At 52.3% G+C, this 13,799-nt stretch carries 14 protein-coding genes; 6 read left to right on the forward strand and 8 right to left on the reverse strand.

Annotated elements, in window-relative coordinates; all coding sequences use genetic code 11:
* Positions 1 to 254 precede the first annotated feature (254 nt).
* Positions 255 to 1,907, forward strand: coding sequence for a fatty acid--CoA ligase (locus JWG88_RS17640; protein WP_205235115.1), 1,653 nt, complete (start codon positions 255 to 257; stop codon positions 1,905 to 1,907).
* Between the two features lie 114 nt (positions 1,908 to 2,021).
* Here JWG88_RS17640 and JWG88_RS17645 read toward each other — a convergent pair whose 3' ends face one another.
* The 7 genes from JWG88_RS17645 to JWG88_RS17675 all read right to left on the reverse strand — a co-directional run bounded on the left by JWG88_RS17645 (position 2,022) and on the right by JWG88_RS17675 (position 9,742).
* Positions 2,022 to 2,429 carry a c-type cytochrome gene (locus tag JWG88_RS17645; RefSeq protein WP_205235116.1) on the reverse strand — a complete coding sequence of 136 codons (408 nt, stop codon included), beginning with the start codon at positions 2,427 to 2,429 and terminating at the stop codon, positions 2,022 to 2,024.
* Between the two features lie 21 nt (positions 2,430 to 2,450).
* Positions 2,451 to 3,860 (reverse strand): cytochrome b N-terminal domain-containing protein, encoded by a 1,410-nt coding sequence (locus JWG88_RS17650; RefSeq protein WP_205235117.1) that lies wholly within the window; start codon positions 3,858 to 3,860, stop codon positions 2,451 to 2,453.
* Between the two features lie 64 nt (positions 3,861 to 3,924).
* Positions 3,925 to 4,404 (reverse strand): QcrA and Rieske domain-containing protein, encoded by a 480-nt coding sequence (locus JWG88_RS17655; protein WP_205235118.1) that lies wholly within the window; start codon positions 4,402 to 4,404, stop codon positions 3,925 to 3,927.
* A 44-nt stretch (positions 4,405 to 4,448) separates the two neighbouring features.
* A complete protein-coding gene (locus JWG88_RS17660) occupies positions 4,449 to 4,844 on the reverse strand; it encodes a hypothetical protein (protein ID WP_205235119.1) in 396 nt (131 codons plus the stop codon).
* A 9-nt stretch (positions 4,845 to 4,853) separates the two neighbouring features.
* Positions 4,854 to 7,364 carry a cbb3-type cytochrome c oxidase subunit I gene (locus JWG88_RS17665; RefSeq protein ID WP_205235120.1) on the reverse strand — a complete coding sequence of 837 codons (2,511 nt, stop codon included), beginning with the start codon at positions 7,362 to 7,364 and terminating at the stop codon, positions 4,854 to 4,856.
* A complete protein-coding gene (locus JWG88_RS17670) occupies positions 7,361 to 8,350 on the reverse strand; it encodes a cytochrome c oxidase subunit II (RefSeq protein WP_205235121.1) in 990 nt (329 codons plus the stop codon). The genes JWG88_RS17665 and JWG88_RS17670 overlap by 4 nt, the downstream gene beginning before the upstream one ends.
* 219 nt (positions 8,351 to 8,569) lie before the next feature.
* Complete coding sequence (locus JWG88_RS17675) at positions 8,570 to 9,742, reverse strand: CgeB family protein (protein ID WP_205235122.1); 1,173 nt, start codon at positions 9,740 to 9,742, stop codon at positions 8,570 to 8,572.
* A gap of 572 nt (positions 9,743 to 10,314) precedes the next feature.
* Here JWG88_RS17675 and JWG88_RS17680 point away from each other — a divergent pair.
* Positions 10,315 to 10,926, forward strand: a complete 612-nt coding sequence (locus tag JWG88_RS17680) for a hypothetical protein (RefSeq protein ID WP_205235123.1) — start codon at positions 10,315 to 10,317, stop codon at positions 10,924 to 10,926.
* Positions 10,901 to 11,494, forward strand: a complete 594-nt coding sequence (locus tag JWG88_RS17685) for a lysophospholipid acyltransferase family protein (RefSeq protein WP_306793125.1) — start codon at positions 10,901 to 10,903, stop codon at positions 11,492 to 11,494. Before JWG88_RS17680 ends, JWG88_RS17685 begins: the two co-directional genes overlap by 26 nt.
* Before the next feature lie 36 nt (positions 11,495 to 11,530).
* Here the strand turns inward: JWG88_RS17685 and JWG88_RS17690 are convergent, their stop codons facing one another.
* Positions 11,531 to 11,899, reverse strand: coding sequence for a response regulator (locus JWG88_RS17690; RefSeq protein ID WP_205235125.1), 369 nt, complete (start codon positions 11,897 to 11,899; stop codon positions 11,531 to 11,533).
* An 800-nt stretch (positions 11,900 to 12,699) separates the two neighbouring features.
* Between JWG88_RS17690 and JWG88_RS17695 the strand changes: the two genes are divergently transcribed.
* The 3 genes from JWG88_RS17695 to mnhG are packed head-to-tail and all read left to right on the forward strand — an operon-like array spanning position 12,700 to position 13,783.
* Complete coding sequence (locus tag JWG88_RS17695) at positions 12,700 to 13,170, forward strand: Na+/H+ antiporter subunit E (protein ID WP_205235126.1); 471 nt, start codon at positions 12,700 to 12,702, stop codon at positions 13,168 to 13,170.
* A complete protein-coding gene (locus JWG88_RS17700; RefSeq protein ID WP_205235127.1) occupies positions 13,170 to 13,439 on the forward strand; it encodes an MrpF/PhaF family protein in 270 nt (89 codons plus the stop codon). Before JWG88_RS17695 ends, JWG88_RS17700 begins: the two co-directional genes overlap by 1 nt.
* Positions 13,439 to 13,783, forward strand: coding sequence for a monovalent cation/H(+) antiporter subunit G (gene mnhG, locus JWG88_RS17705; RefSeq protein WP_205235128.1), 345 nt, complete (start codon positions 13,439 to 13,441; stop codon positions 13,781 to 13,783). The genes JWG88_RS17700 and mnhG overlap by 1 nt, the downstream gene beginning before the upstream one ends.
* Positions 13,784 to 13,799: the final 16 nt, after the last annotated feature.

The following is a 13,799-nucleotide window of genomic DNA, read 5'->3' on the forward strand; positions in this document are numbered from 1 at the left end:
GATACCTGGTGAAACATTGAAATAGGGGTATCATCCCGACGATATCTTTTTCCTCCCATACCCTTGTATTCTCCGAGCCACTAATTTATATCACATTTCTGTTCAACTTGTGCTATTTATGGTAGGGTAGTCACATCGGAAAGCGGCATTTTTCTGCTGAAGGGAGAGTTTGCTCCTACTCTTGCGGCCAACGCCGTGATCCGTAAGTCACACCTTCGACATGACGTAAAACATAATACAAATATGGAGGCTCTATGCAGACAAAAATCATCCCAGCTACCCCTTCAGCCTTTTCCCAGCCCCTTCTCATCAAAAATTTGCTCATCTCACCTCTCATATATTCTCCAAATCAGCGGATATGCTACCGCGACCAGATAGAATTTACCTATCAGCAGTTTGGTAAACGTATATGCCGGTTGGCTAATAGCCTCAACAGCCTCGGAGTCCGGCCTGGAGACACCGTTGCCGTAATGGACTGGGATTCACACAGATATCTTGAATGCTACTTTGCCATTCCGATGATCGGAGCAGTCCTCCATACCGTCAATGTCCGGCTCTCCAGCGATCAACTTCTGTACACAATCAACCATGCCGAAGACGATGTCATTTTTGTGAACGCTGAATTCCTGCCGCTTCTTGAGGCGATTAGGGACAAGCTCACCACGGTGAAAAAGATTGTGCTTATCAACGACGGTGCAACACCTCCACAGACAGACCTGGTCCTCGATCATGAGTACGAGACAATGCTCCGGGAGAGTTCTGAGGAGTATTCCTTCCCGGATTTCGACGAAAATTCCATAGCAACCACTTTTTACACTACCGGGACAACCGGTTTACCAAAAGGGGTATATTTCAGTCATCGACAGCTCGTCATGCATACTCTCGGCATTATCGCTGCACTCTGCGGCTACGACAGCCAGGCCAGGATAAGTTCCGCTGATGTTTATATGCCGATCACCCCAATGTTTCATGTACACGCCTGGGGCATGCCATACCTGATGACTTATCTGGGTGCCAAGCAGGTCTATCCTGGCCGCTATGAACCTGACATGCTCCTCAGGCTGATTACAACTAAAAAGGTCAGTTTCTCCCATTGTGTTCCCACCATTATGCATATGCTGCTGTCATCGCCGATCATCGATGAATGCGATCTTAATGGCTGGAAGGTCATAATCGGCGGGTCCGCACTGTCCAGCGGCATGTGTAAGGCTGCTCTCAATAGAGGTATTAATATCTATACCGGTTACGGCATGTCGGAAACATGTCCGATTCTGACCCTTGCCAATCTTAAGCCTCATATGCTTAGCTGGGACCAGGAGAAGCAGATAAAAATGCGCTGTCGCACCGGACTGCCTATCAGTAATGTCCACCTTGAAATAGTCGACCCGCATGGAAATCCCCTGCCCCATGACGGCAAGTCCACCGGAGAAGTTGTTGTCCGCGCTCCCTGGCTTACTCAAGGATATCTCAAGGACCCGGAAAAAAGCGAAGAGCTCTGGGCCGGCAATTGGCTGCATACCGGAGATATAGGTTTTATCGATGACGAAGGTTATCTGCAGATCACAGACAGACTCAAGGACGTCATCAAAACAGGGGGAGAATGGATCTCCTCACTTGAGTTGGAAGACATCATCAGTAAACATGATGGAGTAAGTGAAGTTGCCGTCATAGGCGTTGCTGATTCGAAATGGGGGGAGAGACCTCTGGCGCTTGTGGTCCCTAAGCAGGGCTTTGATATACATCTTTCTGAAGCGGATATCAAAAGTGTAATTCAGCAGAGTATCGACGATGGCACACTCCCCAGATATGGCATGCCGGAACGGGTTCTGATTGTTGATTCCATTACTAAAACCAGTGTCGGTAAACTCAACAAAAAGGCATTAAGAGAGGAGTTCGCCTCAAATTAGAGCATTGTCAAAAACAGGATCATGGGTACGTTGCTGCAGCTTTGACAGACTCATAAAACGATTGAAAAAAGCTCGATATACCAAGGCGTAGATCGGGCTTTTTACGAGTCCCCATCAATGCTTATAAAGGTAAGCGGCAATATCCAGGACATCCTGATCCATGACGCCGAGATCAGGCATAGCCGTTTCAGGTGAAAACCTTCGTGGATTACGGACCCATTTGGCCATGTTGTCCGGAGAATTCGCCAGCACTCCTCCTATATACATCTGCTCGCGGATGTCGTGCAGTTTTGGACCAACCCTGCCGGTGGCTTTGCGAATTCCGGCAATTTCATGGCACGAGAAACAGCCATATCTGATAATTGCACCGGCTCCATGTTGAGGATTGCCCTCAGGTACGGCCCACACGGGGTCTTCGCCCTTCTGCATAATCTGCGGCAGGGCAAAATAACCGGCGGCCATGATAATTCCAATGACAAGGAGAGCTGTAGTCCCGATCCCCCATTCAGTTCCTTTCCGCATGGTCGTTCTCCCAGTGTTGATTCACTTGTCCTTCTGCCGTGGAAAGGTCTGCGCTACCAGGACGAAATCCGCTACGCGGTCAAGATCCGTTGCCGATATCCGGTTCTGGTAAGCAGGCATCGGGACATCCCCCGGAGGCTTCAGAATAAAGTTGCGCAACTCCTGCACAGACATCCGATGCTCGATCCGGGCCAGATCTGGCCCGACCCTGCGGCGCTGCGAAGCGATGGCATGACAGCTGTTGCAACCGTATGCGGCAAAGAGCACACGTCCCTTCTCAGCCTCCTCAGAGATAACCACTTTGGAAGGAACCGGCGGCGAATCCGGGTCCGGCCAGCCTGTCCAAGGGGATTTCGTGCGCAGATAGGAAAGCCACAGCAGGGCGATGATGATCACTATCACGAAACCCATCCAGAACGGCCTTCTGTGCGGTCCCCGGTTAGCCCCGCGATCTGCAAAAGGCAGAAGCAGCATGCCCACGAACAGCGCCAACGGAAACATCCAGTAAAAATTGGGGGCAAGCCAGGGAGGCAGCTGTGCTATTAGAGCGCTGTACCACCAGAACCACCATTCCTCCTGCGGCATGGAGGAGTGGATGAGATTTCCTTCGGGAAACATCTCCCTCGGCCCCACAATCAGCGCTACAATGAAGGCTATTGAGAAGATCACCAAGGCCATGGTGCCGGTTTTCAAGACCGTTCTCGGATAGAACCATTCCCCGCCTTCCTGCGAATGAGCCGTTTCCTTATATACCTTTTTCTCCTGCTCCGCCGTTCTCACTGAAGCCTCGTGCTCCGCCCTGGAACTCACTCCATGAAGAACCACGAGGTAGAGATGGATGCCAACCAGACCGATCAACAGCAGAGGGACCATCCAGACGTGTACGGCAAAGAAACGGGAAAGGGTAAGAGAGCCCATCTGTTCGGCCCCTTGAACCAGAAGCACCAGTTCGTCGCCAATAAAGGGAACCTTGGAAAACATGTTGAGCACCACCCGCGCGGCATAAACCGCGCGTTCATCCCAACGCAGCACATAGCCGCTGAAGGACATGGTCAGCACCAGAAAAAACTGAAACACGCCGATAATCCAGGTGCCTTCGCGAGGAGCCTTGTAGCCGCCCAAAGCCAGATGCCGAAGTACATGAAAGATCAGGGTTACCACCATTATTCCGGCACTCCAGTAGTGAATGCCGCGAACCAGCCAGCCCAGCGGCAGATTGGCGGTGATATGATTGATGCTGTCATAGGCGTGATCGGCGGCATTGGCATAATAGAGCGTCATGGTGACGCCGGTGATCACCTGAACCAGCAGCAGTGTAGTCAAAGCTGCGCCATCACCCTGATACCAGAAGGTCTTCGGCACTCTCCGGTGGAGGACTTTTTCTATGAACGGCATAAAACCGAGACGGTGGGCGGCGGTTTTTTTAAACATTGCCCATTACTCCTTTGAATACTCCTGTTTTGCCAATCACAAGTTTAAGCCTCATGTTTTCCGGTCATGCCATTGCCGGCACTGAGTTGAGATCGATCTCAATTTCACCGTTGGCGACCCGAACCGTAAAACGATACATCGGACGATGGGGAGGCCCGGCCATCCTTTCCCCATTTTTATCGAAAATGCCGCCGTGGCAGGGACAGAAAAAGCACTCACTCCCAGGATCAAAAGTAAGCGGGCACCCCAGGTCGGTGCAGCTCCTGGAGTAGACCACAGCTTCTGCCACAGTTGGACGCCAGGCATATACCGCCTTTTCCCGCAGAGCCTTGCCCCATTGTTCCTCGGGCAGGGAGATCAAAATTTTCTGCATTTCTCCCACGGGAAAGTCCTCGAGCCTCCCCAGCGACCGCCATACCTTCGGCCTTCTCCGATATATCCAGGACGGTGAAAACGCGGCAATGAAGGCAGGGATGCCGACCATGCCCGCGATTGCCAGACCTATGGCCCGGATCATCCATTTCATCATGGTTCTTCTTTCCATCACTTCTCCTGAAAATGACAAGAAAACGCGAAGATCGACCGACTTTAACAGCCCCCGAGATAGGCGAAAACAGGCAGACTCTCAACAAAAATTATCAGAACAAACAAGCCATTGAGAGGCCAGCCGAAGCTCGACAGATATCTCTCTCCCTCATCCTCCCCCCCCGGCTTTTCCTGTTGTTTATCTCGACGGGCATCGATATAGCCGACGATAGTTGCGGCGACAGCAGGCGCCAGCGAGATAATCCCCGTGATTATGAGCAGCCAGGCAACGCCGCTGATGCCGAGATACATCTGCTGGTCAAAACCGCTGACACAACCAAATTCCCCTATTGCATAAATTGCCAGCAGGTGAAAGGTCCAGGCAATGCCGCCGCCCAGAAAAGCGAACCAGCGCCGCCATACCGGTGGAGCCGTTTTATCTGTAGTGTGAGCATACATGGCATCCTCTCAAAAAATGTAAAGTGAGATGTAATTGACCAGATAAACCAGCACGCTGACGACCACACCGAAAAACCAGAACATTTCGCTGTTCTGCAGCCAGAGCTGCAGCCTCGGAGCAGCAAAGGGTTCCGAGCGTCGAAGACGGATCAGACAACCCGCCAGCATGGCCGTTCCGGCGGAGACCGTGAGCACCGCAAATCCGTTGAGGGTGAAGAAGATCGAGGCGTAGGCGTTGGTGGTCGGAACAAATGGTGTAGCGGTCAGGAACAGTATCTCTCCTGCAACAAAGACCAGACCGGAAATGACGGCGCTTCCCACACCCAGATACACTATTCCCCTGCGCCTGCTCCGCCACGCCCATGAACCAACAATCTGCAGGATTCCGCCCGCCGCCAGAACAGCAAAGGGAATGAGCCCGGGAAGAGCCTTGGGCAAGGGCAATCCTCCCTGCGGCCATTGCTCTGAGTAGAGCCACAGGTAAAAGTAGGAAAATATCAGCATCCCCAGAATTGTCGCAAAAATGGCGATCATCCCGATTGTACCCCACCATCCCGTCGCCCGAGGTCCACTGGAGAGCAGAGGAAGATCGAGACGGGCCGCCAGTTCCCGGGCTTCCCCGGGAGGAAGTTTCGGTTCGGAACACATCCACCTGCCGACCAGGCCAATACTGAAAAGTGCAAAAATACCGGCTACCAGGAAGTTCTTGGCCAGAAAAGCTACCGCCGCCCCGAGAATGGTAACAGAGACTATGAAGGGAAGATATGTCGGTCCAGGAAGATACTGCAGGGCCTGAGGGCGGGCATTGGTGACATCGGTGAGCAGGGTCGCCCGCCATCCGGTGGGTCGGCAGTCCAGAGCATCAGCCACACTGCTGAGCTCCTTCCGGGGATGTTCCGGTCCGGCCGGGTTCCATAACGGATACCGGTCCCGCACCACCGGCGGCCGGCGGAACCCGTAAACAGGGGGCGGTGAGGAAAGGGACCATTCCAAGGTCCCTCCGCCCCAGGGGTCGGCGACCGCAGACCGCCCCCGCCAGCTGCTCCAGATCAGGCCCAGCAGAGCGACGGTAAAGCCGAGCCCCAGCACATAAGAGCCTGTAGTGGAAAGGAAATTGAGGGTGCCGACTCCGAGTTCTTCCGGATAGGTATATACCCGCCGGCGCATTCCCAAAAGCCCTATGACGTACATCGGTAAAAAGGTCAGGTTGAAGCCCAGAAACATCAGGCCGCAGCCGGTTCCTCCCCAGATTCTGCCGTACATGCGGCCGCTGATCTTGGGCAGCCAGTGATACAGTCCCCCCATGAAGGGGAAGACCGCGCCGCCGATCAGTACATGATGGAAGTGAGCCACCACGAAATTGGTGTCATGCACCTGCCAGTCAAAGGGCATGGTGGCCACCATGACACCCGTCAAGCCACCGTTGACAAAGATAAAGAAGAAGCCCAGGATAAAAAGCATGGGCACGCTGTATATGGGCCTACTTCCCCACAGAGTAGCAACCCAGGCGAATATCTGCACCCCTGAGGCCAGCGCTATCATGAAACTGGCGGCCGTAAAGAACAGCATCGGCAGATCCGGCAATCCGGCGGTAAACATATGGTGCGTCCAGAGCCCGAAGCTGACGAAGCCTATGATGATGACGGCCGCGACCACCAGTGGATATGCCACTATGCGGCGGCGGGCGAACACCGGGATGATGGTGGAAATGAGTCCGGTTGCCGGTAGAAAGATGATGTAGACCTCGGGATGACCGAAAAACCAGAACAGATGCTGCCAGAGCAATGAGCTGCCGCCGAGTTCGACATTAAAAAAGCGAAACCCTAAAGATCGATCCATCTCCAGCATCAGGCTGGCCAGGAGCAAAGGCGTGAAGGCGAAGATGATCATGACGCCGACCACCAGATAGCTCCAGATGAACAGCGGCATATGCTGAATGGCCATGCCGGGGGCCCGGAATTTGAGAATAGTGACGACAATCTCCACGGCGGCGCTGATCCCGGCTATTTCTACCAGGCTGAGCCCCAGCAGCCAGAAATCTAGCCCCACCCCTGAGAATTTGGAGCCGGAAAGCGGCGTATAGGCGGTCCAGCCGGCATCCGGCACCTCTCCGAACAGGAAACTGGCATACATGGTGAGTCCGCCAAAGAGATAGAGCCAGTAGCCAAAGCTGGTAAGCCGGGGAAAACCGATGTCCCGGGCACCGATCAGCAGCGGCACGAAATAGAGCCCCAACCCCTCGATGAAGGGCACGGCAAACAAAAAAAGCATGGTTGAACCATGCATGGTGAAAATCTGATTATAGCCATCAGGGCCGAGAAAAGTATTCTCCGGCACGATAAGCTGGGTTCGCATGAGAAGCGCCATGATCATGCCGGCAAAGAAGAAGCTCAGCGCCGTAATCATATACCTCTTTCCCAGAGGGCGATTGTTGACGACTTTCGGCCATCCTGCCGGACCGGTGGGGGATCGCCAGATCTCGGTAAAGCGCTGCTCAGTTGCCTGGTCAACGGGATTCATTTCAGGCTCCGAAGATACTCCACCACCCCGTGCAGATCTGCGGGGGACAGATAGGAGGGCGGCATCAAATTACGGGGTTTGATCGATTGCGGATCGGCTATCCACCCCGACATGTTCCCCTTGTTGTTGGGAACCGTTCCGGCACCCAGTGTTCTTCGCGAACCCACCCATGTCAGATCGGGGCCGGTATCACTTTGCGACACTCCCGCTATGGCATGGCAGGCGGCGCATCCCTCTTCCTGGAAGACCCGGCGTCCCCGGCGCAGCTGCGGATCTGTCGGTGGAGGCAGTGGCTCACGGTGACGGCGGAGCCACTGCTCAAACTCATCAGCGTCATGAGCCACCAGACGAAAGGCCATGAGGGCGTGGGGACCGGCGCAGTATTCGGTGCAGGTGCCGCGGTACACGCCGGGATCATCGGCCGAGAGCCGCAGTTCAATGGGATGGTCCGGAATCATATCCTTCTTGCCTGCCAGTCTCGGCACCCAGAAGCTGTGCACAGCCCCTTTCGACAGCAGTTCCATGCTGACCACTCTGCCTGTCGGAATGTGGATTTCATTGGCGTCGACAATGCCGTAATCGGGATAAAAGACTGCAAACCACCAGTGGTGACTCACTATTTTTATCTGAAAATCGGCGGGTATTTTCCCAAGCTCCACCGTCGCCCGAATTGCCGAAACGAGCATGACAATGAGAATTATGAAGGGTATGCCTATTCCTGAAATAAAGACGAAGCGGGAACCAAGAACCGGATGCTCGCGCCGGCGAGCCAGCAGAGCCAGCACCACCAGCATCATGGTGAAAAGAAAAACGATGCCGTACACCACCAGCATCTCCCACCACAGGCCGGCAATGCGTTCGGCTGCCGGCCCGGCGGGATAGAGCATGGATTCTCTGGCGGCATGCACATGCCGTACAGGGAAAAATGATCTGCACAGGACCGTAGACAAAATAACCAATAATCGCCTGCCCGTCGATAGCGTCATAATTAAGCTCTGTTTACATGTATTGAGCCCGCTGGCTTGGCGGATCACCGGCGAGCGGTGTTCGACGTTTTGATAATCATCCCGGAACAGAAAAAGTGTATCTCTTCAATACTCCAATTTCCCCAGCCATAGTCGCGATTGATGGTTAGCTCAACCAGGGTGCGCAATTGAAAACATGATCTCTGCTGAGCCATTTACCTATGGCTTGATTTGATCTCCTTATTCCGCGGTAGTCAAAGTATCCGTGCAGAGGGCAGACTCTTGCAGATCAGAACCGCTGATGTCTTGCGCGGCAACTATCTGCAGCAGCTGGGTAACTCGATGAGAGCAGGTATGGTGCTCCCTAATGGTGGCCAGACCATGAGCGGCCAGCTGAAGAGCAAACCCGGGATCATTAAGAATCGTACGCAGATGTTGCCGCATTTCATCACCGTCACGAGCCACCAGAAAATCTTTTCCGGACTCAAATAAGCCTTCATTATCCTGCCAGGGAGACGTAATCAACGGAATGCCGCAGGCCAGCGCCTCGAAGGGGCGAATGGCAGGAATGCCGGACCATGTGCCGGCATAAATGCGTCGCGGCACCTGGATGCTGACGGCATGATTGGCAAACACCTTGGGAATATGAAAATTTGGGAGCCTGCCGCAATACTCTATATTTTGGCGTTTGAGCAGGCCCAGAATTTCCCTGGGGTAATGCCTACCGTAGATATGACATTTCAGGCCAAGCGCCTGAACAGGGTGGAACAAAAACTGATTTAACTCTCCGGTACGCTCGACGTCGCCCCAGTTACCGATCCAGACCAGATCGCCGAACGGATACTCCGTACTCGGATAGCGTGGAAAAAAGCGGCGTATATCGGCGGCTTCATGCCAGATCCAGACATATTTGCTCCAACCATGTTTCCGGTAGACATTGCGGAGCATCTTGCCGAAGACTAGTATGCCATCGTAAAAATCAAGCCTGAAACGGTTAAGCCAGGCGGGGTCGCTGACGGAACGATGATGGCTGTCATGAAAAAGCAGCTTGAAGGAGTTTTTCGGGCCGGCACCTCTCATCAGTCTGTTGTGCAATACCCCAAAGCCGTTGACCAGCCAGGGTTCGTTCGATTGAACGATGATCACATCCGATTCGGCCGCAACCTTTTCCAGATCAAGGGTCTGGCGGTTATACACGACCCTCACCTGATTCTGGTCTTTTTCCCTGAACTGCTCCAAGGCATCAGTCCCATGTTCCTTGAGCAGGCTTTTTCTATTCCAGCCATGGTCCGGTTCGAATACCCGCACCCGATGACCAAGCTCCTGTAGTTCACTCACCACGCCCTGAAGGAAATGAGCATTGCCGTGATTCGAATGGGACTCCAGTAATTGATAAAAGAGGCTGAAATTCATTGGTAACTCCCTTTTTGCTGCGTTCAATATCATGAACGTATATGAAATCAAGGTGTTGTTGACTTTTCCAGTTAAATATCGGAACGCGACAATGACCAGCGCCGCATTTTGTCGAATTACGCCTGACCCAATGAAAGGGACACCAGGTGCCTTCTTGTCAGAAGAGGGTTTCTTGAAAATTACCTGATATTCTGCTGCACCTCCTGAAAGAGTAGGCAAGCAATATCCATACCAAATCAGATGAAGATCATTGCTGCGGCTTCAGGAGGAAAAAAATCGCGCCCTGCTCCGGAAGATGCCCTTTGCGTGGTTCAGCAGGAGCGGTCGGAAATGTAAAAATCATCGGCACTGAGGAGATTCCTCCTCAGCCGCGGGGTCCTGATTAATAGGATTCGTCCTATTCAACAAGACATTGAGAGGCTCGCTGTGAGCGATGTTTCCAGCGCCCCCTGCTTTTAGCTATTCTTTCAACCAGATCGGAATTATTTTTTCCTGAACATACGCTCGTCTCTCTGCTGCGCGCCTGATATGGAGATCATGCGACGGCTGAACGGTCCTGGTGCTATGAGCATATGCCCAAGATCATGGGGGATCATTCCCAGCTGCCCATGACCATGGCGATCAGGGACGGGACCATCAGAGGCTTGCTGCTGATGAACCAGAATCCTGTGGTCGGCGGGCATAACAGCGGAATGATCAGGGAGGCGCTGCCGAACCTGAAGTGGATGGCCATACGCGAGACTTTTGACAAGGAAACGGCTTCCTACTGGTATAAATCTCCGGAGGCAAAAACCGGTCTATTGAAAGCGAAGGAGATAAAGACCGAGACGCTCCTGCTGCCGGCCGCCCTGCCCGGGGAGAAGAACGGATCATTCACCAACACCCATCGGCTGGTGCAGTGGCATGACAAGGTGGTGGAACCTCCGGGAGACTGCCGCTTATTTGGAGCTCGACGAAGAAACAATCTCCGGAATCCACAGCGTTCGCGATCTGCTCAAGGAAGTCAATCGGGGAAAGAAGAAACCAGGGGACATGCCGATCCGGTGGAGGACCCTGAGAAATACCTGGATAAGGAGAGTGAACGCTGGCTGACGGAAATTTCCAGGGGGACAGCGCGCCGCGGCCCGTCTGGCTCACGCGTTTGTCCGGCTTTTCTCTCTGGTCTGGTTCCGCGCTGCCGCTGAAGGTACCGGCAACATTCCCACAGACAGACAGGTGGTATTTACTCCAAACCATGTAAGCTTCCTGGATCCCCTTGCCCTGACGGCTCTGATTCCCTACAACGTGCTGCGCCGCCAGTTTGCCGGATTGAAGGACCCGGCGTTCGCCAATGGTTTCAATGCCTTTTTTGCCCGTCTGGCCTTCGCCTTCCCGGTGGATCCGGTGCGCAGGCCTGGTATCGGTCTGGCCTATGGCTCAGAGGTACTGAGACGAAACCGCAGCCTGATCTGGTTCCCAGAGGGCGCCCGCTCCCGCACCGGCCGGCTCGGCGCCTTCCTTCCCGGCCTGGGTATGATATTAGCCAAACATCCCTGTCTGGTTGTGCCCGTCTATATCGCCGGAACACGAACAGCCATGCCGCCGGGCAGCCTGCTGATCCGGCCGAAAAAGGTGGTCGTGTATTTCGGCGAACCGATCTCCTCCAAAAAACTGCAAAGGGAGGGCAAGGGCGAAGAACCGCTGGAGCGCATCACGGATGCATTGAAACAACGGGTAGCCGAACCCGGCAAACTGGCCGGGGAAGAAAGATAAAATCAGCAACCATTATATTGTCCCTCAACCAAATGGTTATTTACCGCAAGCAGCCTCTATTTTTTCTATAAGAATATCCAGGGAGACAGGCTTCATCAGGTAATCAAACAATCCTTTATTCATCCCTTCTATGCTGCTTCCGGCTGTAGGATGGCCGGTGAGTATAAGACACTGTACGGAAGGCGAATGTGACTTGATCATCCCCATTGTTTCCAGGCCGTCGTATTCAGGCATCAACAAGTCGAGTATGGCCACATCGGGTATCCAGCCGTCATCAAGATTGGCCATTGCTTCTTCTGCACCGGCTGCCGCCCTGCCTTCAAATCCTCGCCTGCATAGTCTCTGCACCAGGGATTCAGCGAAGTCCTTCTCGTCATCAACCACCAATACCTTTATATTACTCATTTTATACCTTCTCCATGTTTTCCGGTAAGGTCAAACTTTGATAATCTAAGCTCTCAGATGGCTAGATAAAAAGTCGATATACAAGGCGCAGTGCTTTTGGCAGTTCTTCGACTATACAGGTAGTATGTCGAAGGCCTGCCAAAAACCTGCAACGCCGGAGATCGGGCTTTTTACGACGCCATCAAGTTTTCATTTTATGCGGTAAACACCATTTTTATAGAAAAACCAATCTCTCAATGACCTCTTTTGTTTATTTAAAAACAAATAATTGTTGAAATATCAAATAAAAAAGTTGGCGATGCAAATTTTTTCATGCTGTATTTCCGGCAAAAAAAACTTCTGCCTGGTCGGAAAAAATCTTTGCCCCACCTGAGGGGAATCTATTGACTGGCGCCTCTTGGAACGTCAACGGCAATTACGCCGATACAAACACATACTCTTTGATACGTTTTAGAGCTGCGATACATTTTGTTACAGAAGAGAGAACTACAAACCAAGTCATCCATATAACTGATAACAATAACATAATCTATATAAACAGATATGGCATAGGCTGTGCAAAGAGGCTGAAGTGCTGGATTAAAATGTATCAGCTATTAAAAACTATTTTTGATCCTGCCGCAAAAGGTCTACTAATAAACCCCTTTATCAATTCCAGTTATTCTTGACACAACATAATTAGAAATGGTATGAAAAGTAGGTCTGTGCACATTAAGACAATAAGTGATGGAAGTAAGAGGAATAATTCTATCACGGCCATCTTCCGAAACGACTCACTTAAACTTTCAAGGGGGTAATTGATGCTGCATGTACTCGCATTATCGGCAATGCTCAGCGGTTTCTGGCTGATCAATTCCGGCCATTACACCCCGCTTCTGCTCTTTTTCATGGTGGTGTCCGTGCTGTTTGTTGTGACTCTGTGTCACCTTATGGATGTCGTCGATGGCGAATCCCAGCCGCTGAACCTGACCTTTACCATTCCTTTCTATTACCTTTGGCTGATCAAGGAAGTCGTAGTTTCCAATATCGCCGTAGCCCGTAGTGTCTGGCTGGGGGTCGATTCCATCAGCCCTAACGTCGTTACCGTTACAGCCCATCAGAAAACCGATCTTGGCAAAGTTATCTATGCCAATTCAATAACACTTACTCCCGGAACAGTGAGTATCGATCTGCAGGGTGACCAGATTACAGTCCACGCCTTAACCAGGGAAACGGCAGCAAGTTTGCTGGAAGGTGAAATGGACCGCCGGGTTTGCAGGGTGGAGGGATAATGTTTGCCGTTGCCGGTATCGCACTTCTTATTGTCATGGCCATGGCCCTGATCCGCGCATTTGTGGGGCCGACACTGTATGACCGGATTCTGGCGGTCAACAACTTCGGGACCAAAACCGTTTTGCTGATCGCCGTTCTCGGATTCATCGGAGGCAGACCTGAATTCCTTGATATTGCAATAGTTTACGCCTTGATAAATTTCATAGGAATTATTGCAGTATTGAGATTTTTTGAATATGCGGGTGTAAAATCGGAGGAGGAGTTGTAGTGGAAATCATCCTCGATACCTTCAGTTGGATATTTTTAGTCAGCGGAAGTTTCTTCTGTATAACCGGGGCAGCCGGCCTGTTGCGTTTTCCGGACTTCTTTACCCGGATTCATGCGGCAAGCATCACGGATACGCTGGGGGCCAGCTTGATTTTAATAGGTCTGATGCTGCAGGCCGGCTGGACACTGGTTCTCGCCAAACTGATAATCATCCTTCTGTTTTCTCTTCTGGCGGGTACAACAGCCAGTCACGCCATGGCCAAAGCGGCGTTGCAAAGCGGTATGAAGCCGGACTTATTGAATGTCGGCGATAAACAATCAGGAGAAAAGCCATCACAACTCTAATCGACATAGTCATTTT

Source organism: Desulfopila inferna (assembly GCF_016919005.1).
Classification (GTDB): domain Bacteria; phylum Desulfobacterota; class Desulfobulbia; order Desulfobulbales; family Desulfocapsaceae; genus Desulfopila_A; species Desulfopila_A inferna.